The sequence below is a fragment of the Terrabacter sp. P2_E3 genome (genome assembly GCF_056403915.1).
Window position 1 is genome coordinate 92073 of record NZ_JBFUEN010000013.1, and the last position, 19897, is coordinate 111969.

Annotated in this window: 13 protein-coding genes; 6 read left to right on the plus strand and 7 right to left on the minus strand. The window is 72.1% G+C overall.

The window, feature by feature from the left end:
• Positions 1-92: 92 nt before the first annotated feature.
• The 3 genes from AC1DW8_RS17490 (at position 93) to AC1DW8_RS17500 (ending at position 2847) form a co-directional block, all read left to right on the plus strand.
• A complete protein-coding gene (locus AC1DW8_RS17490) occupies positions 93-791 on the plus strand; it encodes a DUF4232 domain-containing protein (protein WP_082619797.1) in 699 nt (232 codons plus the stop codon).
• Positions 792-998: 207 nt separating this feature from the next.
• Entirely contained in the window at positions 999-1805 is an 807-nt protein-coding gene (locus tag AC1DW8_RS17495; protein ID WP_056776167.1) for a hypothetical protein, read from the plus strand.
• Positions 1806-1869: 64 nt separating this feature from the next.
• Positions 1870-2847, plus strand: a complete 978-nt coding sequence (locus AC1DW8_RS17500; RefSeq protein ID WP_056776166.1) for a hypothetical protein — start codon at positions 1870-1872, stop codon at positions 2845-2847.
• Positions 2848-2882: 35 nt separating this feature from the next.
• On the opposite strand, the gene AC1DW8_RS17505 is transcribed toward AC1DW8_RS17500, so the two are convergent.
• Genes AC1DW8_RS17505 through AC1DW8_RS17515 form a run of 3 tightly spaced genes read right to left on the minus strand, consistent with a single transcriptional unit; the run spans position 2883 to position 4986 of the window.
• On the minus strand, positions 2883-4124 hold the full coding sequence (locus AC1DW8_RS17505) for a lipid II:glycine glycyltransferase FemX (RefSeq protein ID WP_056776164.1): 1242 nt from the start codon (positions 4122-4124) through the stop codon (positions 2883-2885).
• Between the two features lie 24 nt (positions 4125-4148).
• On the minus strand, positions 4149-4631 hold the full coding sequence (locus tag AC1DW8_RS17510) for a hypothetical protein (RefSeq protein ID WP_478095330.1): 483 nt from the start codon (positions 4629-4631) through the stop codon (positions 4149-4151).
• The gene (locus AC1DW8_RS17515; RefSeq protein ID WP_478095331.1) at positions 4624-4986 is read right to left on the minus strand and encodes a hypothetical protein; all 363 of its coding nucleotides are present in this window, start codon (positions 4984-4986) and stop codon (positions 4624-4626) included. The genes AC1DW8_RS17510 and AC1DW8_RS17515 overlap by 8 nt, the downstream gene beginning before the upstream one ends.
• A 155-nt stretch (positions 4987-5141) precedes the next feature.
• Between AC1DW8_RS17515 and AC1DW8_RS17520 the strand changes: the two genes are divergently transcribed.
• Both AC1DW8_RS17520 and AC1DW8_RS17525 read left to right on the plus strand, forming a co-directional pair.
• Positions 5142-6587 carry an ADP-ribosylglycohydrolase family protein gene (locus AC1DW8_RS17520; RefSeq protein ID WP_056827267.1) on the plus strand — a complete coding sequence of 482 codons (1446 nt, stop codon included), beginning with the start codon at positions 5142-5144 and terminating at the stop codon, positions 6585-6587.
• A 32-nt stretch (positions 6588-6619) separates the two neighbouring features.
• On the plus strand, positions 6620-7075 hold the full coding sequence (locus AC1DW8_RS17525; protein WP_056776157.1) for a hypothetical protein: 456 nt from the start codon (positions 6620-6622) through the stop codon (positions 7073-7075).
• Between the two features lie 73 nt (positions 7076-7148).
• Here the strand turns inward: AC1DW8_RS17525 and AC1DW8_RS17530 are convergent, their stop codons facing one another.
• Positions 7149-10499: a TM0106 family RecB-like putative nuclease gene (locus AC1DW8_RS17530; protein ID WP_478095332.1), complete on the minus strand. Its 3351-nt coding sequence runs from the start codon at positions 10497-10499 to the stop codon at positions 7149-7151.
• A 243-nt stretch (positions 10500-10742) separates the two neighbouring features.
• Between AC1DW8_RS17530 and AC1DW8_RS17535 the strand changes: the two genes are divergently transcribed.
• The gene (locus AC1DW8_RS17535) at positions 10743-14708 is read left to right on the plus strand and encodes a S8 family serine peptidase (protein ID WP_478095333.1); all 3966 of its coding nucleotides are present in this window, start codon (positions 10743-10745) and stop codon (positions 14706-14708) included.
• 204 nt (positions 14709-14912) lie between these two features.
• Here the strand turns inward: AC1DW8_RS17535 and AC1DW8_RS17540 are convergent, their stop codons facing one another.
• The 3 genes from AC1DW8_RS17540 to AC1DW8_RS17550 all read right to left on the minus strand — a co-directional run bounded on the left by AC1DW8_RS17540 (position 14913) and on the right by AC1DW8_RS17550 (position 19744).
• A complete protein-coding gene (locus AC1DW8_RS17540) occupies positions 14913-15500 on the minus strand; it encodes a DoxX family protein (RefSeq protein WP_082619794.1) in 588 nt (195 codons plus the stop codon).
• A 175-nt stretch (positions 15501-15675) separates the two neighbouring features.
• Entirely contained in the window at positions 15676-16908 is a 1233-nt protein-coding gene (locus AC1DW8_RS17545) for an McrC family protein (RefSeq protein WP_056776153.1), read from the minus strand.
• A gap of 19 nt (positions 16909-16927) precedes the next feature.
• A complete protein-coding gene (locus tag AC1DW8_RS17550; protein ID WP_056776151.1) occupies positions 16928-19744 on the minus strand; it encodes an McrB family protein in 2817 nt (938 codons plus the stop codon).
• Positions 19745-19897 lie beyond the last annotated feature (153 nt).

Consider the following 19897-nt stretch of genomic DNA (forward strand, 5'->3'; position numbering starts at 1 on the left):
TCGCTCCCGCGCTCTGTGCTGAGGGTGAAGACCTCGTCGAGGACTCGTGTGGCTCGGGTCGACGGCGCCGTGGACTCGCCTAGCGTGGAGCCATGAGGGGGACGGGCGTGCACGGGGAGGCAGGCAGGACGTCGGCCCGATCCGTCGTGTCCGCCGCAACGCTGGCGTTGACCTTCGTTCTCGTCGCCGGCTGCGCCAGCCCGCCACCCGACACCTCCCTCGACGCGTCCAGGCCGCCGGCCACCACGGCCCAGACCGAGCAGACGCCGACGGCCCTGCCCACCGAGCCTCCGCTCGTGCTGCCGCCCAGCCGGACCGCCGGTGCGTCGACGGGTCCGGTCGACCCGGCGGCGCCGCTCTTCCCTGACGGACCGTGCCAGCCGAGCCAGCTCGACGTCTCGGCGAGCCCGGTCGACCCCGCGCTGGGCTATCGGCAGATGCGGGTGCGGGTCACCAACTCCAGCCGGGTGCCGTGCGTGCTCACCGGGTATGCCGTGGTGTCCGCTCGCGGCCCCTCCGGGACCGTGTTCGCCAACCCTCGCGGTCGCCTGCACGACGCGGAGACCTCGAGTGCGCAGACGGTGCCCCTCGATCCCGGTGACGTCGCCCACCTCGACCTCGGGTGGCGGGGCGACCTCGCCGCCGCCGGCGTCGAGCAGACCGCGTCGATGACGATCGTCGTGAGCGACGGGTCGTCACCGGCGGCCGTGCCGCTGGACCCCACCTCACCCGTCGACATCGTCGACGGCACCGAGATCCGGGTCGGTGGCTGGAGGCCCGGCGCCGACTGACCGCCACCGAGCTGGGGTGACCCCGGCCGTCGATGCCGCGGTGAACGACCGGACGCGGAGCGGCGTCCGCTGAGCCTGCGCCGTCAGCCTCCCGGCTCGGGACCCGGCAGCCGCACGGAACGCGCCGAGGCCGGGGACGGTCAGAGGTGCGACGACTGAGGCACCCGAGGACCTACCGTGGTCCCACCCGTCTGAAGCGAGGCATCGTTGTCCGACCCCGGCCACCCGCGCCCGGCCCTCCCGGACCCCCAGCGGGACCGGCACGTCTCCTTCCCGGGCGACGTGTCCAGCGCTGACCCCGCCACGTCGGGACCGTCCCTGCCCCCGGACGCGTGGGCGCCTCGGTCGTCCGCCCCCGCTCCGGAGTCAGCGACGCCGTCCTCGTGGCAGGCCCCGGTGCCGCCGGTCCTCACCACCCCGCCGGTCCGGCAACCGCCCCGGCGACGACTGCCGGGATGGGCCGCCTTCTTCCTCATCCCGCCCCTGCTCCTCGGTCTCTCGAACCACGACGACGCGACCGAGAGCTACGAGTGCTGGACCTCCGACATCGGAGCGGAACCCGGCATCCCCGACTGCGACAGCACGATGGACGGGACGCTCGACGGCACGACCGACGGGAGCAGTGACGCCCCGGGATCCGTGATCGGCGTCCATGCCCGTGACGTCACCGCCTCGACGGCCTTTGCCCCGTTGCTCGGGGGGACCCCGGACGTGTCCCCGGTGCCGGCGGACGCCACCTCGCTGACCGTCGAGGTGGTGTCGACGCCGAGCTCGCCCAGCGCGGGGCTCGTCGCCGGCGTCGACATCACCTCGGGCGGTGTCGTCCTGGACGGGCACCAGGGGCTCGGGCCGTACGCCGCCAAGGTCACGCTCGACAGCCGGCCGTCCGAGCTGCAGGTCACGGCGACGGTCCTGACCGGGCCGGGCACGATCCAGTGCCGTGTCTACGCCGGCCGACAGCTCGTGGCCGTCGACACGTCGGACCACCAAGTCGTCTGCAGCCCCTCCCTGTGACCGAGGTCAGGGATGGTCGGCCGCACTAGATTGGGCAGCCGCACGCACGAGACGAGGGGACCCCGTGTCTGAGAATCCGCCGTTCGAGCCCGACCCGACCCGCGACACGACGGGAGATGTCGGCCCCGATCCGACCGACCCGCGTGACGGGTCGACGAGTGCCCGCGGTCTCGACCCGGCCGGTTCGGCTGACCCGGCCGATCTGCCCACGGCGACCGGGACGCCTGAGGACGTGACGGCATACGACACGACCTTCGGCCTCGAGCGGCCGCCGGCGACGAGCTGGGTGCCGCAGAAGTTGGGGGCGGACCCCGCACCGATGCCACCGCCTCCTCCCGCACCCGCCTCCCCGCCGATGACCGAGCGGCTGCGCACCGTCACCCTTCCCGGCGCCGCGGGACGCTCGCTCGGCGGGCGTCTCCAGGCCTGGCACGTCGTGGCGATCCTCGTCGGGCTGCTCGTCCCGCTCGGCTTCTGGGCGGCCATGAGCTCCGTCGACGATTTCGACCCGGTCGCCCGACCCGCCGTCAGCGTCACCCGCAACCGTCCCGTCGTGACCCGGACGTTCCCGGTCCCGACGATCACGCCCCTGGTTCCCGGCGCCAGCCCGACCCGGTCGGCCCCCGGCGCGACCGCGAAGGCGACCACCCCGACCCGAGGCGTCATGACCTCTCCCCCCACGCTCATCCCCGTGCCGGCCGTTCCCGTGACGCCCGTTCCCGCGGACGCGCGGACGATCCGCTTCGAGGCGTACGCCGAGAAGGGCGCCCGCATCGAGGTGTCCCTCTCGGACGCGACGCACCAGCGCTACGACTACCCCGCGCAGACCGCGCCCCTCGCCTTCGAGGTGCCGGTCAGACCGGGCGCGACGAGCAACGACTACTTCAGCCTCCGGGTGCGCACGAGCGACCCGACGGGGTCAGGCGTCCGCGGCGCCGTGTCGTGCCGGGCGCTCGTCGACGGGATCGTCGTCACGGCGCAGCAGGGGCAGGGCTATGCCACCTGCTACGTCAGCCCGTACTTCGACATCCAGCGACGCTGACCCGCGGTCGGCGCGCCACCTACCGCGTCGATCGGTCAGATGTCGGCGGCGTCGGCCGAGGCGCGGGCCGCCTTGCGGCGCTTGTTGATCGCGATCCGGGCAGCCATGGCCTTCTCGAAGGCGAGGTGCCAGAACCTGCTGATGACGAGCTCGCGCTCTCCCACCATCTCGACGACGTCGGCGCCGGCGCCGAGCTTGAAGAGGAGCAGGCCGGTGAGGGGGCTCGTGGCACCGAGGGAGGTGTTGAACCCCCTGAAGTCGTAGGACTCGCACCCGGCCGCGGCGGCGTCACGCATCGCCTGCCACTGCAGGGCGTTGGAGGCTCGTGCGTCGCGGTTGCGCTCGGTCGACCCGCCGTAGAGGTAGGAGAACGTGCGACCGAAGCGGATCATCAACGCCGAGGCGAGCACGTCGCCGTCGACGTGGGCCTCGTAGAAGCGCGCCGACACGGGACCGTCACCGTCCGTGCCGTCCGACGCGAACGAGCGCGCCATGACGTCGAAGTACGCCTTGGGTCGGGGCAGGAAGTTGTCTCGGTCGGCCGACTCGACGTAGAGGGCGTGGAAGGTGTCGAGCCCCTCGGGCCCGACCGCGCGCACCTGGACGCCGGCCTTCTCGGCCTTCTTGACGTTGCGGCGCCACTGCTGGTTCATGCCCTTGAGCAGCTCGGCGTCGGAGCGGCCACGCAGGTCGACGATGCAGAGCAGGCGGGGCTGACCCACCGCGACACCGTCGGCGCCGAGCGGGAGCCAGTGGTTGCGGTCGAGCCAGGCCTCGAGGGTGCGGGCCGTCGGGTTGTCGACCGCCGCGGGCAGGGTGGTGAAGCTGAGCAGGCCGTTGTCGACGACCTGCTTCTTGACCGGCTCGCGGTCCCAGACGCGGGAGACGACGGGGTAGCCGAGCCGGAGCGCGAACGCCTTGTTGGCCTTGGCCCAGGCGACGAGCGGGTCGAGCCACGCCGCCGGGTCGGTCGCCACGACGTCCCACGGCAGCCCCGGACCCTCGGGCAGGTAGGCGTAGGACCGGGAGAGGCGCGGGATGGTGCGCGAGAGGACGAGGCCAGCCCCGACGCGGGCCCCCGAGGCGTCGAACCAGCCCAGGTGCGTGCGCCGCCAGCCTGCCTTCGCCCGTCCCCAGGCAGGCGTCTGGAGGAAGCTGCCCCCGACCTCGAGAAGCGTCTCGACGGCCTCGTCGGCGCTGATCTCGCGCACCGTCAGCGGGCCGGCGACAAGGGTCGCCTGCGTCGTCGGCGCAGGGGCAGGGGTCTGCTCGGTCATGGCCGCAACCCTATCGGCGGCGCGTCAGTCCGCCGACCGCGCCACCTCGGCATCGGAGGCGGCGGTGGCCTTGGCCGTGCGACGGATCCACCAGAGGCCGACGAGCGGCAGCACGAGAGGGACGTAGCCGTAGCCTGCGCCGAAGTGTGACCAGACGGTCTTCTCGGGGAAGGCCTCGGGTCGCGCGACGCTCCAGGTCCCGACCACGAGCACGCCCACGAGCTCGACCGTGAGGGCGATGGTCGCGAGGCGTACGGATGCACGGTCGCCGCGGGCCAGACCGATGGTCGCGACGAGGTAGATGAGCGCCGCGAGCGCCGACAGCAGGAACGGGACTGGTGCCCGGTCGAAGTACTCGGTGATCTGCAGGATCGAGCGCCCGGTCGCTGCGAGGGCGAGCAGGCCGTAGACGGCGACGAGCACGCGGCCGAAGCCGTGCCCGGTGTGCGGCCGCTCCGTGACCGGCTGCTCCGACGAGGCCTCGGGGGTGGGCGCCGGCTCAGACATTGAGGCTCCAGACCTGCTGCAGGCGGGCGACGAGGATCGCCACGACAAGGGCGCCACCGAGGACGACGGCCATGGCCCACTGCGTCTTCTCCTTGACGGCGATGACGATCGTGGCCGGGATGACGAGCAGGACGGTGAAGAGGTAGGCGATGAAGGTGGCCCGCTCGGCGCCGTCGCCGATCGCGGACGCCTTCGTGAGCCCCACGACGAGCTGCACGACGAGCACGAGCTCGATGACGGCACCGACGATGATGAGCGGGTCGTCGACGAGACGGCCCCGGAGCAGGTGGTGGGCGGCCAGCAGGCCGAGCAGGCCGCTCGCGACGAGCAGCACGACGGTCAGGGGTTGGAGCACGCGAGAAGCCTACGGCGTCGGTCCGTGCTCCCCGACGCGGCATCGAGGGTTGGACCGGACCGTCGACCGGGCCGGCGCGGACGGTAGTTTCGTCCCGAAGCACCACCCCACGTCCCCGGGCGCCCGAGCGTCCACACCGTCCAGGAGGAGCCGTCGTGTCGATCCGCCCCATCGCCGTCGACCGCGCGGCGGGGGTGCTGCTCGGCGAGGCCTGCGGCGACGCCCTCGGCGTGCCGTACGAGATGGCGGCGCCCCCGGTCGGCGAGGCGGTCATGAAGGGTGGTGGCCTCGGGCCGTACGAGCCCGGCGAATGGAGCGATGACACCCAGATGACGCTCTGTGTGGCGCGCATCGCCGCCCAGGGCATCGACCTCACCTCGCCCGAGGGCCTCGACGGCGTTGCCGATGCCTTCACGGCCTGGCTCGACGGCGGCGCCACGGACGTCGGCATCCAGACGCGCTCGGTGCTGACGGAGGCGAAGGAGCTGACCGGACGCTCGCACGAACGCCTGACCCGGGCGAGCGAGGCACTGCACGCCCGCACCGGGCTGACCGCCGGCAACGGCGCGCTGATGCGGACCCCCATCGTCGGCCTGTCGGCCCTCGACGACCGCGACGCGACGGCCCGCGCCGCCCGCGCCATCGCCCTGCTCACCCACGCCGACCCGCTCGCTGGTGACTCGGCGGTGCTGTGGTCGGAGGCGATCCGGGTCGCCGTCACCGAGGGGCGTCTCGACCTCGCGGCCGGTCTCGACCTCGTGAGCGCGCCGCACGTCGGACGCTGGGGCGACTGGATCGAGGCGGCGACCGGCGCCGAGCCGGGGCAGTTCGGCAACAACGGCTTCACCGTGACGGCGCTGCAGGACGCCTGGGCCGCGATCACGACGACCGACCGCGGCGACGGCTCGGCGATGCACCTCCAGCGGGGGCTGCAGGCTGCCGTCCGGGCGGGACACGACACCGACACCGTGGCCGCCATCGCGGGCTCGCTGCTCGGCGCCCGCTACGGGGCGTCGGCGGTGCCGACCCAGTGGCGGCGCATGGTGCACGGGTGGCCGGGGCTGCGCGCCCACGACCTCGTCGAGCTCGCCGTCTCGACCTCGGAAGGCGGACGTCGCGTCGGCGAGTGGCCGTCGGTCGCCTCGATGGGCGATGCGCGGATCCCGACACTGGGCATCCCGCACCCCATCGACCCCGACATCGTGCTGGGCACCATCACTGATCTCGGACGCGTGCCCGAGCTCGACGTGCAGGCGATCGTCTCCCTCTGTGCGCTCGGCCTGGACGACATCCCCGCCGCCGGCATGACGGCACGCGACCACATCGAGTTCTGGATCAACGACGAGGAGCAGGAGGAGAGCAACCCTCACCTCGACTTCGTCCTCGACGACGCCTCGTCGGCGCTGCGACAGTTCCGCGCCGAGGGCAAGCGGGTGCTCGTGCACTGCCGTCAGGGCGTCCAGCGCACCCCGGCGGTGGCGCTGCGGTATGCCGTCGACCTCGGTGTCGCTCCCGAGCTCGCCGAGCGGTCGATCCGGGAGGCCCTGCCGGGCATCCGCGGGGAGGGACGGCTCTGGGACGTCGCCGCCCACGGCGCCTGAACCCGGGCCGGGCTGCGGTCTACAGTGCCGCCATGAGCGAGATCGACCACCGCCGCCTCGGCGTGGACCTCTACAACGCGACGTGGGAGCTGCTCGAGCAGACCGACCGGTCGCCGGAGGACGACGACGAGATGCTGGCTCGCGCCCATGCCTCGCTGTACCACTGGGGCAGGTTCGAGGGGGTGCGGCCGGAGAACAGGGGCCGGGGTCACTGGCTCGTCTCCCGCGTGCATGCCGTGCTCGGGCAGCCTGATGCCGCCGCGTACCACGCGGGGCGGTACGTCACCATCGCGCGCGGTGGGGCCGGCGAGCGCTGGGATCTCGCGGCCGCCCTCGAGGCGTCCGCGAGGGCGGCTGCGGTCGGCGGCGACTTCGATGCCGCCGAGCGCTTCGAGGCCGAGGCCCGTGAGGTGCTCGCCACGATGGACGACCCGGAGGACCGCGAGGTCGTCGAGAAGGACCTCGCCTCGCTCCCCCGCCGAAACTGACGCCCGGACCGGCGCGGGCCGCTGCGGTCGACGCGGGCCATCACCGAGCGGCGCCGCGCCGGCGAGTCCCGGCTCAGACGGTCTTGGCCTCGTCGACGTAGCGGCACAGCGCGTTGACGGCGCGCAGCTCCTCCGGTGTGTGGACCTCGGCGTCGGTGAGCAGGGGGCTGCCCACGATGACCGCCATCGCCTTGGCGCGGGAGATCGCGACGTTGAGCCGGTGCAGGTCGTAGAGGAACGAGACGCCGCGGGGCGCGAGGGCCGCCGTGGTGCTCGCCATCGAGTAGATGACGACGGCGCCCTGCTGGCCCTGGAACTTGTCGACCGTGCCGACCCGAGCGCCGTCGGGCAGCTCGGCCGCGAGGGTGGCGACGTGCGCGTTGTAGGGCGCGACGACGAGGACGTCGGCAAGACCGATCGGACGCGAGTCGCCGTCCGCCGTGGTCCAGCTGCCGCGGAGCAGGTCGTCGACGAGGGCACGGACGACCCGGGTCTCCCGGCGGCTCGACTGTTCGCACAGCGTGTCGTGCTCGACGGGAACCCAGCGCAGCCCCTCACCCGACAGGGCGCCGGGCGCCTCGACGCGGAGCTGCTCGCGCCCCGGCGCCGACTCGAGCCGGCCCTCGTAGGCGAGCTCCGACACGAACGCCGTCAGGCTCGGGTGCATCCGGTGCGTGCGGTCGAGGAAGACACCGCGCTCGGCAGGGATGACGTCGTGGACGAGCCCGTCGTCACCGGCGCGGAGGTGGTCGAGCGCAGAGACACCGGAGCCGTAGGGATGGACCGCCTTGGTCGGCTGGGTCAGCTGTTGCGGGTCTCCGAGCAGGACGAGCGAGCGCGCGGCCGGGGCCACGGCCACGGCGTTGGCGAGCGAGAACTGGCCGGCCTCGTCGATGACGAGCACGTCGACGGCATCGACCATGTCGTCGCGCGACCACAGCCAGGCGGTGCCCCCGACGAGGGTCGCCTCTCCGCTCGCGAGCGCAGCCGCGATGGCGGCGTTGTCGGACGTGTGGCGGATGAGGGCGTTCGGGTCGTCCGGCTCGTCGCCTTCTTCGACGTTGGTGCCGTCCTTGTGCCAGGCAGGACGGGCCACCTCGTCGAGGAGGTTGAGCACGACCGCATGGGACTGCGCGGTGACGCCGACGCGCAGGCCGGCGTCGAGCAGCTCGCGGATCAGCGCCGACCCGGCATACGTCTTGCCGGTGCCGGGGGGCCCCTGGACGGCCAGGATCTCGCCGCGCAAGCCGCGACCGACGCGGACGACGACGTCCTTGGGCGACTCCCCGGCACGGGGCGCGAGCAGGTCGGCGGCCGGGACGACCCGCTCGACGAGCCGCGTCGCGAGGTTGGACCCACCGGCAAGCGCGAGCTCGCCGGTGCGGGCGATGCTCGCCCGGAGCGCCTGGTCCATGACCGGTCCGGGTCCCCCGAGGCCGCGCGGACGTGGCGGCTCCAGCGACTTCTTCATCGACAGCTCGACCCAGCCCTCGACCGGGTCGAGGTCGACGACCTTGCCGACCGGTGCGTGGGTGTCGACGTCGGGGACGTACTTGCCGACCGACACCTTGCAGTCCTGGGGCGGAAAGGTGTAGCGCCAGACCTTGGAGAGCTTGACGATCCGCATCTCCTCGGGCTCACCGAGGTCACCGATGGCGGTGCCGTCCTCGACGAGCTCGGCCGTCTCGAGCTCCTTGTAGCGGAAGAAGTCCCACCACTCCGGGCGCTTCTCGCGCCGGTGCCACCCGACGAGTCCGGCGAGGAGCAGGTGGCCGTCGGCGACCAGGCGCTCGGAGAGCGCGATCTCGGCACGCTCCTCGTCGCTGATCTCGCGCAGCGGCTCGGGCACCGGCCGGCCCAGCGTGTGCCCCGCGCGTGCGAGCTCGGCGCGTCGCTCCTCGAGCCACTCGTGCAGCGCCAGCGTCGAGCGGACGTCCTCCTCGTTGTAGCGCCGGATGTCGTCGAGGATCGCCTGGTCGGCCGACCCGTCGTCGCGACCGGCGAGCCAGCGTTCGTATTCGACGACGGACGAGAGACCGTCGGCGACACCCGCGCCGTCGGCGGATCGCGTGTGGCCCCAGTAGAACTCCTCGAGCTTCTTGATGGAGTAGGAGCCCTTGCTGATGCGCACGCCCTGGCGCACGACGGCGTAGAGGTCGACGAAGACCTCGTGGCGCAACAGCTGGTCGAGCTCGGCCTCGCGCGTCGCGTGCTGGCCGACGAGCCTCTTGAGAGCCGTCGTCTCGTAGGGCGCGTAGTGGTAGACGTGGAGGTCGGGGTAGCGCTGCCACCGCTCCGTCAGCCAGTCGACGAGGTCGGTCGTCAGGCGCCCCTCCTCGGCGAAGTCGTGCGCCCAGAACTCGACGAACTCCCCCTGCCGCGTCCAGATGCCCGCGAGGTACTCGCGCCCCGTACCGCCCTCGGCCCACGGGTCGCCCTCGAAGTCGAGGTAGACGTCGCCCTCGTCGGGCTCGGGCAGCATCTGCAGCCCCCGGGCCGGCTCGGGGTCGAGGAGCTCGAACTGCGCCCGCCCGGTCTCGCGCTCGGCGAGCTGGAGCCTGGCCTGCTGGAGCAACCGACGCCGGGTCGCGATGGACAGGGCCGGGGCCAGCCGCTCCTCGCTGGACTCGGCCAGCGAACGAAGCGTCGGGATGCCGAGGTCGATGAGCGCGGCGCGGTGGTCGGCGCGCATGCCCGCGACCTGGATGAGGTCGTCGCGGTCGAGCCACTCCTGCGCACACCGCTCCTTCCACCGGCACTGACCGCAGTGCTGGACGCGCGCGGACTCCGTCTCGCGCGGGTTGGCGATGGCGTCGAGCAGCTCGGCGCGCCGACGGCGGGCGTAGGGGGCCACGTCGACGAGCCGCCACGGGTGCGACTCGGTGTCGCCGGTGACGACGGTCAGCCACTGCGGCGGGACGCCCTGGAGCAGCTCGAGCCGGGCGGCATACGTCGCCATCTGGAGCAGCGCTGGGACCTTGAGCCGCCGCGCCAGCTTGGTGTCGGCGATGTCGTAGCGCCACGGGCCGAGGTCGCTCGGCTCGTCGACGCGCAGCAGGAAGTCGGCGAGCCCCACCCAGTGCCCGTCGAAGAACGTCGCCTGGTAGATGACGTCGACACCCCGGCGCATGGCGTCGAGCGTCGCCGCCTCGGCCTCGACACCCCGCACCCCAAGGGCCGCGATGTCCTCGACGACGCGCCCCTCGGCGACGAGACGCTCGAGATAGGCGCGCTCGTGCTCGAGCCCCTTGACGAAGACGAGGTTGAGCGAGTCGTCGGCGTCGCTCGCCCTGCTGCTCGTCCCGGCACTCGTCCCGGGGCCGGCGTCGAGAGCCTCGAGGTCGAGCGTCGTGATGTGCGCACAGGCCACGTGCTTCGTCAGGTCCGTGGGGCTCAGGACGAGGTGACCGTCGATGCGCTGCATGGCGCCGAGTATGCCGTCCGGCACCGACACCCTCGACACCCCGCGAATCAGTTTGCCCGGAACGCGCCGGAACGGCTCGAACGGGGATAGGTTGCATCCGGCGTGGCAGGCAAGTTCGGGGGCGAGCGTCCCTGCGCACGCGGTGCGCAGGCGCATCGCGGGCGAATGGAGCCACGCAAGGAGGATCCGTTGTCCGACAACACTCGGGGACCATGGCGCTCGCGCCGTGGCGTGATGAGCTCGGTGAGTGCAGGAGCCATCGCGGCCCTGGCCGCCACCACCCTCGGGGCCACGCCGGTGTCGGCGAGCCCTGACCCGTCCGTCAAGCACCGCAGCAACGCCTCGGTTCCCGATGGTGTCACGAGCGCCGGCTCCCTCGGCCTCGGCACGCAGCGCGTGGCCGCGGGCGACAAGGTGGACGCCGGCCTGCGCAAGGCCACCGGCCCCGTCGACGTCATGATCGAGCTCGACGCCGCACCCGCGACGACGGCGTTCGGTCAGGCCCGCGGGCGCGGCCTCGCTGCCGCCAAGAGCGCGGCGCGCACCCAGACCTCGGCGGTCAAGGCAGCCCAGAAGGGCGTCGAGTCCCGTTTCGCCGCCACGGCGACGAAGGCACGGACGCTCTACAAGGTGCACGCGGCATACGCCGGCATCGCGGTCCGCACGGACGCCGCGAAGCTCACCGCCCTCGCGGGCATCCCCGGCGTCAAGGCGATCCACCGACTGACGCCCAAGGCACCGACCAACTCCTCCTCCGTGCCGCTCATCGGCGCGCCGAAGGTGTGGAAGGCGCTGTCGCAGACGGGCAAGGGCGTCCGCGTCGGCATCATCGACACCGGCATCGACTACACCCACGCCGACTTCGACGGCCCCGGCACGGTCGACGCATTCACCGCGGCCAGCGCCTCCAACACCTTCACGCCGACCGCCAAGGTCGTCGGCGGCTACGACTTCGCGGGCGACGCCTACAACGCCGACCCGACCTCGGACACCTACGACCCGAACCCGCAGCCCGACCCCAACCCGCTCGACTGCAACGGCCACGGCTCGCACGTCGCGGGCACGACCGCCGGTCTCGGCGTCGCGTCCGACGGCACGACGTGGTCCGGTGGCTACGCGTCGGACATCGACCCGGCCAGCCTCGACATCGGCCCCGGCGTCGCCCCCGAGGCGAGCCTCTACGCCCTCAAGGTCTTCGGCTGCGACGGCTCGACCAACGTCGTCGGGGAGGCGCTCGACTGGGCGGCTGACCCCAACGGCGACGGCGACCTGTCCGACCGCCTCGACGTCGTCAACATGTCGCTCGGCAGCTCCTACGGCTCGCCCCAGGACCCCGACGCCGTCGCCGCGAACAACCTCGCCGCGCTCGGCACCGTCGTCGTCGCCTCCATGGGCAACTCCGGCGACGTCTACGAGGTCGGCGGATCCCCGGGCAACGCGCCGCGCGTGCTCGCGGTCGCCGCGTCCGACGACGGCAACGACGTCGTCGACGGCCTCAAGGTCGACTCCCCCGCCGGCATCGAGCCGGCCGACACGGTCGACGGCACCCAGGACAACGTCTTCGCCGCTCTCAAGTCGGTCGCCTACGACTGGACCGCCGAGCCCGGCGTCACGAACGTCCCGGTCGTCACCGTCGGTGACTGGTCGCAAGACCCCAACGCCGGCAACAACACCGACGGCTGCTCGCCCTACTCCTTGGCAGACCAGGCCAAGGTGACCGGCAAGGTCGTCCTGCAGATGTGGCTCGACGGCACCGGTCGTCGCTGCGGCTCGGCCGCGCGCGCCCAGCTCGCGCAGGACGCGGGCGCCGTCGGCGTCATCTACGGCAGCGACGTCAACGCCTTCTCGGCCGGTGTCACCGGCGACGCCGACATCCCCGCGATGCTCACCGTCAACCAGGCGACCGTGGCCATCAAGGCGCAGCTCGACGCGTCCAACGAGGTCCGCGTCACGATGACGAACGACCTCCGAAACGGCGTCTCCATCCGCAACTCCAAGGCGATCGACCAGCTCGCCGGCTTCTCGTCGCGTGGCGTCGGGGTGGCCGGTGGCGTCAAGCCCGACGTCGCGGCTCCCGGTGTCACGACCTTCTCCGCTGCCGTCGGCACGGGCAACGAGGGCATCGCCGAGAGCGGCACCTCGATGGCGTCGCCGCACGTGGCCGGTGAGGCCGCGCTCGTGCGCGGCTCGCACCCGACGTGGACGGTCGAGGAGGTCAAGGCCTCGATCATGAACACCGCGACCCAGGACGTCTTCGTCGGTCCCGACCACACGGGCGACGTCTACGGTCCCGAGCGGGTGGGCGCCGGTCGCGTCGTCGCCGACGCGGCCGTCGGCACGAGCACGCTCGCGTACGTCACCGACGACAAGGGCGCCGTGAGCGTCTCGTTCGGTCCCGTCGCGGTGACCGCCCCGACGCAGACCCTGACGAAGACCGTGCGCATCGTCAACAAGCGCCCGGTCACGTCGGCGGCCTACGTCCTGTCCTACGACGCCGCCCACCCGACGCCGGGTGTGACGTACTCCTTCAGCCCGTCGCAGGTCCGCGTCCCGGGCAACGGCTCGGTCGACGTCTTGGTCACGGCGACCTTCACGCGTTCGGCGCTGCGGGCCGTCGCCGACCCGACGACCGTGGCCGACCCGCTCGAGATCGGCATCCAGCGCAGCTACCGCGCCGACGCGAGCGGCCGCATGCTGCTCGAGCCGGTCCAGGGCACGTCCGGTGGCACGCTGCGTGTGCCGGTCTGGTCCGCTCCGCGCGCGGCATCGACGATGTCGTCGCCCTCGAGCACGACGGTGACCAAGCAGTCCGGCCTCCCGGCGGGCATCGCCACCTCGATGCTGCCGCTCACGGGCACCGGCATCGACCAGGGCACCGACACCACGTCGTACGTCTCGACGGTCTCGACGTTCGAGCTGCAGGGCACGAGCCCGCGCCGCGCTGACTGCTCGTCGACCCGCGTCGTCGACTGCAACGCAACCGCCGACGACCGTGGGGCCGACCTGCGCTACGTCGGTGCGGCCACCGACGCACCCGTGTTCGGTCTCGCCACGTCGATGCTGACCTTCGGCATCAACACCCACGGCCCGTGGCGCACGCCTGCCACGTCCACGGAGTTCGACGTCTTCCTCGACACGAACGCCGACGGCACGGCCGACGCCGCGGTCTACAACACGCGGCTGTCGACGACCGACGACTACGACTACTTCGTGGCCGAGCTCGTCGACCTGCGGCCGGGTGCCGGCTTCGGTGACGTTCTCGACCAGGAGCTCGTCAACGGGGTCGACGGGTCGTTCGACACGAACGTCTTCAACAGCGACTCGCTCGTCATGCCCGTCTCGGTCGAGGTCCTCCAGAACGCCGGCCTCGTGACGGGTGCCGCACCGAAGGTCCGCTACTGGGTCAGCTCGCTCGCCCAGGGCTCCGCCGTCGACGCCGTCGGCTCGGCCGCCAAGCCGATGACGATCAGCCTCGCCTCCCCCGGCCTGTCGGCCTACGGGGACTTCGGCACCCTCCTCAACAGCGACCTCCCCGGCGAGAAGCTCGAGGTCCGACGTGACGAGGCCTCCGCCGCTGTCGACAAGCCGCAGGGTCTGCTCCTGCTGCACCACCTCAACACCGACGGCTCCCGGGCCAAGGTCGTCACGGTGCGCACGACGTCGACCACGAAGCTGACGGCCAGCCCGTCCAGCTACACGTATGGCGGGCACTCGACGCTCACGGCGACCGTGTCCCCGTCCACCGCGACGGGCACCGTCATGTTCATCCTGAGCGGCAAGGTCGTGCGCACGGTGTCGCTCAGCGGCGGCAAGGCGGTCCTGCCACTCAGCAGCAGCCTCGGCCGCGGGGCCCACGCGTTCACCGCGCGCTACAACGGTGACGCGAAGCTCGCCGGCAGCACGTCGGCGTCCGCCGTCGTCACCGTCAAGGGGCTGTCGAGCCACACGAGCATCTCGTCGAGCAGCAGCGCCTACCGCTACGGCGGGCGGCCGGTGCTCACTGCGACCCTATCGCCGAGCTCGGCCACGGGCACCGTCACCTTCCGTGACGGCTCGCGCGTGCTCGGCACCTCGACGGTGAGCAAGGGCAGGGCCACGCTGTGGGCGCCCGTCCTCTCGCGCGGGACGCACTCCGTCAAGGCGACGTACAACGGCTCTGGCGCCTACGTCCCCTCGACGTCCACGGCGGTCACCCTGCGCGTGAGCTGAGCGGTCACCGCGCACCATCCCGACGACGTATGCCGTCCGGCCGCCTCGGCCGGGCGGCATACGTCTGTCCCCGCGACCGTGGGTCGGTCCGCCCGGGTCTGCCGCACGCAGCAGGAAGGCGGCCCTCCGAGGAGGACCGCCTTGCTGCTCGGGCCCGAGGGCCCGTGCTGGTGGCCGGGTCAGGGACGCGGCCACCGACCCGACTCACCGCAGGAGGCCGTTACCGACGTGGCGGCCCCACCACTTGCCAAGGCCCCAGGTGTCCCCGGCGAGCGTCGTGGCGAGAACCGCGACGCCCAGTGCCTCGATCCAGTGGCTGTCGATGAGCGGGTTCGTGTAGACGCCGGTGGTGCCGAGGGGGAACTCGGCGAGGTACATCAGCGCCAGGAGGAGTGCAGCGGTCCAGGCGGCGATCTTGAGGCCGGCGCCGGCGAGGAGAGCGATGCCGATGCCGAGGAGGCCGGCCATGAACAGCCAGTCGGCCCACGGGCCGGCGATGTTCTTGAAGAAGGAGGCGAACGGGCCCTCGGCGTGCTTCATGAAGCCCTGGGCGGGCGTGCCGCCGTGGATCCAGGCCTTGGCCGACGGGGTCATGTAGCCGAGCCCGAACAGCTTGTCCATGAAGGGCCAGAGGAAGGTGAAGCCGAGCACGATGCGCAGACCAGCGAGGAACTTACGGGCAACGGCCGAGCGGACCACCTCCTCCTGGAAGGTGACGACGCCCTTGGTGGGGTCGTGCGTGGTGACCGGCGCACTACCTTCGGTGTGCGTGTCGCGCGGGATGGTGCCCATGGAACTCAACTCCAGAACTCGGTGTGTGTTCCGGCAGCTTCTCTGTCGGTACTACACAGCGTAGTAGTCACTGGTCCACAACGCTCCCCCATCGGGGTGTGATCTGCCGGACACCGGGGCGCCCCGACTCCGGACAGCGCGGCGATCCGCTCCCGAGAGCCCACGCTCCGCCGTGTCAGCGGCGCGAGCGGATGAGGGTGGGGACCTCGAGCTCCCCTGGGGCGTCAGCGAGCTCGCGCACCAGCTCAGCGAGCGCATCGAGCGAACGGCACACGGCGGCATACGAGCCGTCGAGACGGATCGGACGGCAGAGGATCCGGGTGCCCGCGTTGCGGATGACGATCTCCGACTCCGGCGCTCGGTCGCTGTTGCAGTGGATGAGCAGGCCCGTCGGCAGGCCCATGGCCGTCGTGTAGGCGACGAGCTCGAGGTAGTCGCGCGAGGCCATGTAGCCGTCGGCGCCCATCGAGTACTTCGCGTCGCCGACGAGGACGACCTCGCTGCCGCGGCGCACGACGAGGTCGGGGGCCATCGTGACGGCCCGCCCCTCGTCGAGCCAGACGTCCTCGTCGCGCTCGATGCGCATCTGCGGGGCGAGGCGCAGGTCCAGCTCCTGGGCGATCCAGCGCTGGAAGAGGTCGTCCATGTCGACCATGAGGCTGTTGGCCTGCTGGTCACCGGCTTCGTGGCTCAGCGACATCGCTTGCAGGACAAGGCGACTGAGCCGCATAGCGTCCTCGTAGTGCTCGTTGAGCCGCGTGATGGGCAGCGGCGCCGCGTGCCTCGTCGCCGGGGTGTCGGCGACGCCGTCGAAGCGGCCGAGCACGCGCAGGGCCTCTCGGCGGACGTGCGGCGCGAGCTGGGGCCACGACAGCATCGCCTGCAGGGTGCAGCGGAAGAGCTGGTTCTCGACGATGTCGGCCGTGAAGTCGTCGAAGCGGCACTGCGGCTCGGCAGCGCTCCACGGCCGGCGCGCGAACTCCTCGACGAGCAGCCGCCCCCGGATGGTCCGCATCCGCTCCTCGCGCGGGACGTAGCCGTGCACGAGACCGCGCATCGTCGACGAGTCGATGAGCCGGATCGCGAAGTACGCGACGCCGTCGATGAGCTCGTCGGTGTCGCTCCACGTCACGTGCTCGTGGTCGAACGCGTCGGGCGAGACGCCCGCGCCGAGCATCGCGAAGAAGTTCGTGACCGACACCTTCGGCGTGACGCGCACGACGAGGCCGGGCACGGCGAGCGCCCCGACCCAGCTCGTCGCACCGATCGTGACGACGTCGGGGTCGGCGGTCGCGTGGATGACGAGCCGCTCCCCCGCCGCCGCGACGAGAGCCGCTCGGGTCTCCCGGGACAGCCGGACCGGACCCGAGCGTCCGTGCTCGGGGATCGGGGCCAGCTCGATGGTCATCGGATGATCGACTCCACGGTCACGGCCTCGTCAGGTCGAACTGGCCGTAGCGGGCCCGGACGTTCTCCCAGCGGAACTGGGCCAGCTCGTGCTCGCGCCCGTAGAGCTGGTCCTCGATGAAGGGGTAGACGTTGTAGTCCCAGATGCGGCGCAGGGTGGCCTCGTCGCCGTCGAGACCGGGGCGCATGAAGTAGCTGTGGCCGATCTGCAGGTGCGGACCCCGCAGCGCCCGGCGCAGGTCCTCGTTGACGCGGTCGACGAGCTCGGCCACCCACACGGGCCCGTCGTGGACCTCGAGCCACCGGCGCAGCAGGCCTTCCATCGGCCCGTCGTGCGGCATGAACGGCACGAAGTCGAAGCGCCGGCGCAGGGCCGCGTCGACGAGCGCGATGGAGCGGTCGGCGGTGTTCATCGTGCCGATGAAGTAGAGGTTGGGCGGCAGCTCGAAGCCCTCGTCGGGCCGGTAGCTCGTCTTGACCGAGTGCGAGCGGTACTCGAGCAGGAAGAGGAGCTCACCGAAGACGCGAGGGAGGTTCGCGCGGTTGATCTCGTCGATGATCATGATGTGCGGCGTCAGCGGATCCGCCTCGGCCGCCTCCGCGAGGAGGGCGAGCGGGCCCTTGCGCAGCTCGTAGACCATCTGGCCCTGGTGGTCGATCTGCGGCCGGAAGCCCTCGAAGAAGTCCTCGTAGCTGCTGCTCGGGTGGAACTGGACGATGTCGCGCTTGGCCGGGTCGGGCTGCAGCGCCTGCGCGAACCGCTGGGCGAGGTAGGTCTTGCCGGTGCCGGGAGGGCCGTAGAAGATGACCTGCTTCTTCTCCTCGAGCAGGCCCTGGATCTCGCGGAGGAAGTCCTCCTCGATGAGCAGCTCCGCGGCGGCCTCGCCGAGGGCGTCGTGGTCGGGCATGAGCGCCTTGTCGGAGCGGCGCATGAGCCAGTACGCGAGCTGCGCCTGGCCCCACGGGTCGTCCGGCAGCAGCGGGTCGAGCGTCTGCTTGAGCAGGGCGTTGGTCTCGACGTGCGTGCGGCCGCGGGACTTGCCCTCGGTCCAGCGCGCCGGCCCGCCGAGGCGGCCGAGCATCGCGATCTTGCCGGAGTCCCCGCCCAGGGCGAAGAGCGGCAGCCAGTGCTCGGGGTGCGCGATGGCGAAGAGCTTGAGCACGACGCTCTCGCCGAAGCCCTGGACCGGGACGTCGTCGGAGCCGAGCACGCGGTTGATCCGCTCCTCGTCGCGCCCCTCGCCCCAGAGCAGGTCGCGCACCATGACGCGCAGCTCGTCGATGCCGGCGGCGTCGAGGGCGTTGATGCTGCTGATGAGGACGGACTGCGCGCCGATGTCGCCGTAGCCGCGCGTCGACACGATCCGCTTGAAGGTGGGCAGGTCGAAGGCCTCGAGGCCCTCCCGCGACAGGCAGGCGACGAAGACGCGGCGCTGCTCCTGGTGCCAGGCGTCGCGCTCGCTGGGGTAGGGCCGCTCGGCCTTGAAGATCTCGACCTCGCTGTCGAGGTCGACCATGGAGGCGAGCTCGAGGCTGGGGTCGTCGAGGGGCCCGCGCTGGCTGGAGGTCATGAAGCGCAGCAGCGGCGTCAGGGCCCGCGCGGTCGCGATGACGTCGTCGGCGAAGTCGGCGCGTCCGACGGCCTCGTCGCCCTTCCACCAGCGGCCGACGAAGGCCTCGCCGCCGGGGTACTCGCGCCCGGCGGGCTCGAGCCGGTCGGTGCGGCCGTCCTCGTGCACGCGCAGGAAGCTGAGGCCGCGCGGGAGGTGCTCCTGGACGATGGTGCCGACCTCGCGGTGCTGCTGGTCGCTCTCGCCCTCCCAGCCGCCGTGGAGGCCGAACGCGACGCCCGACGGGGTGACCCACAGGCGGAAGCCGGGGGCGCCGGCGCCGCCGACGAGGATCCACGCGGCGTACAGGTCGGACCGGTAGGCGGCGTCCTCACCCGTGTGCTGCTGGAGGGCGAGCGTCGGGGCCTCGAGGTAGAGGCCCGTCTCGGTGGAGAGGCGGTCGATGAGGCTGTCGCTGATGTGGTCGGCCTCGCCGCGCAGCTGGCGTGCGAGATCGGCCGCGCGGTCCTCTCGCCGGCCGTCGCCGTAGCCGGTCGACGGGCGGAAGTCCGCCGCGATCTCGGCCGCCTCGACGCATACGTCGAGCACCTTGGGGGCGATCCCGACGAAGGCCTCGGTCTCCTTGAGGTACCAGAGGATGCGGGCGGCATACTTCGGGTCCTCGGGGCGCAGGGCCGCGCAGAGGTCGGCGAAGGCGACGTAGCGCTCCGCGTGGCTCAGGCCGCGCTCGAGCCAGCCGAGCCGCTGGAGCATGTGCGGGGCGTTCTCCCACATGAGCGGCCACTCGCCGCCGTCGTCGGTGGACCAGAAGAGCGAGAGCACGTATGCCGTGTGGCCGGGTCCGGGGGCGCGCTGGCCGCGCGAGCCACCGCGGGCGAGGAAGGCCTCCATGGCCTGGAGCTTGTCGCCGGCGTCCTGCGGGGAGGCCGGGGTCTGGAGGGTGAGCTTGAGCAGGCCGACGACCTCGGCGTACTCCTCCTCGGAGCGGCGCATGAGCGAGGCGAGCCACGGGCCGCCGATGGGGCCGAAGCCGACGTAGGGACCGTCCTTGCGGGTCCACTGGTTCATCGCCTCCTTGAAGGCGACGAGGTCGCTGGAGGCCACGAGGTCGGCGAGGATCTCGCGCAGCTCGCCGTTGCGGGCGGCCCGCTCGGAGTCGAGCTCGGCGAAGAGGGCCTGGGCGTCCTTGTCCGCCTCGGCGGCCCGCTCGATGAGGGCGTACTTGGCGCGCCAACGCTTGACGTCGACGGTGTCAGTGCGAGACATGGGGCTCCCTTGCACGCCCACTTCTAGGGCGCATAGCTACTGCGCGCGTGGAGGTGCGCACAGGACCGCGAAAAGGTTACCTGCCGGTCGCCCATGCTCCGAACTCGTGGGTGTGTCGCCGGTGAGACCCCAGTAATCGCAGCGTCGAACGGC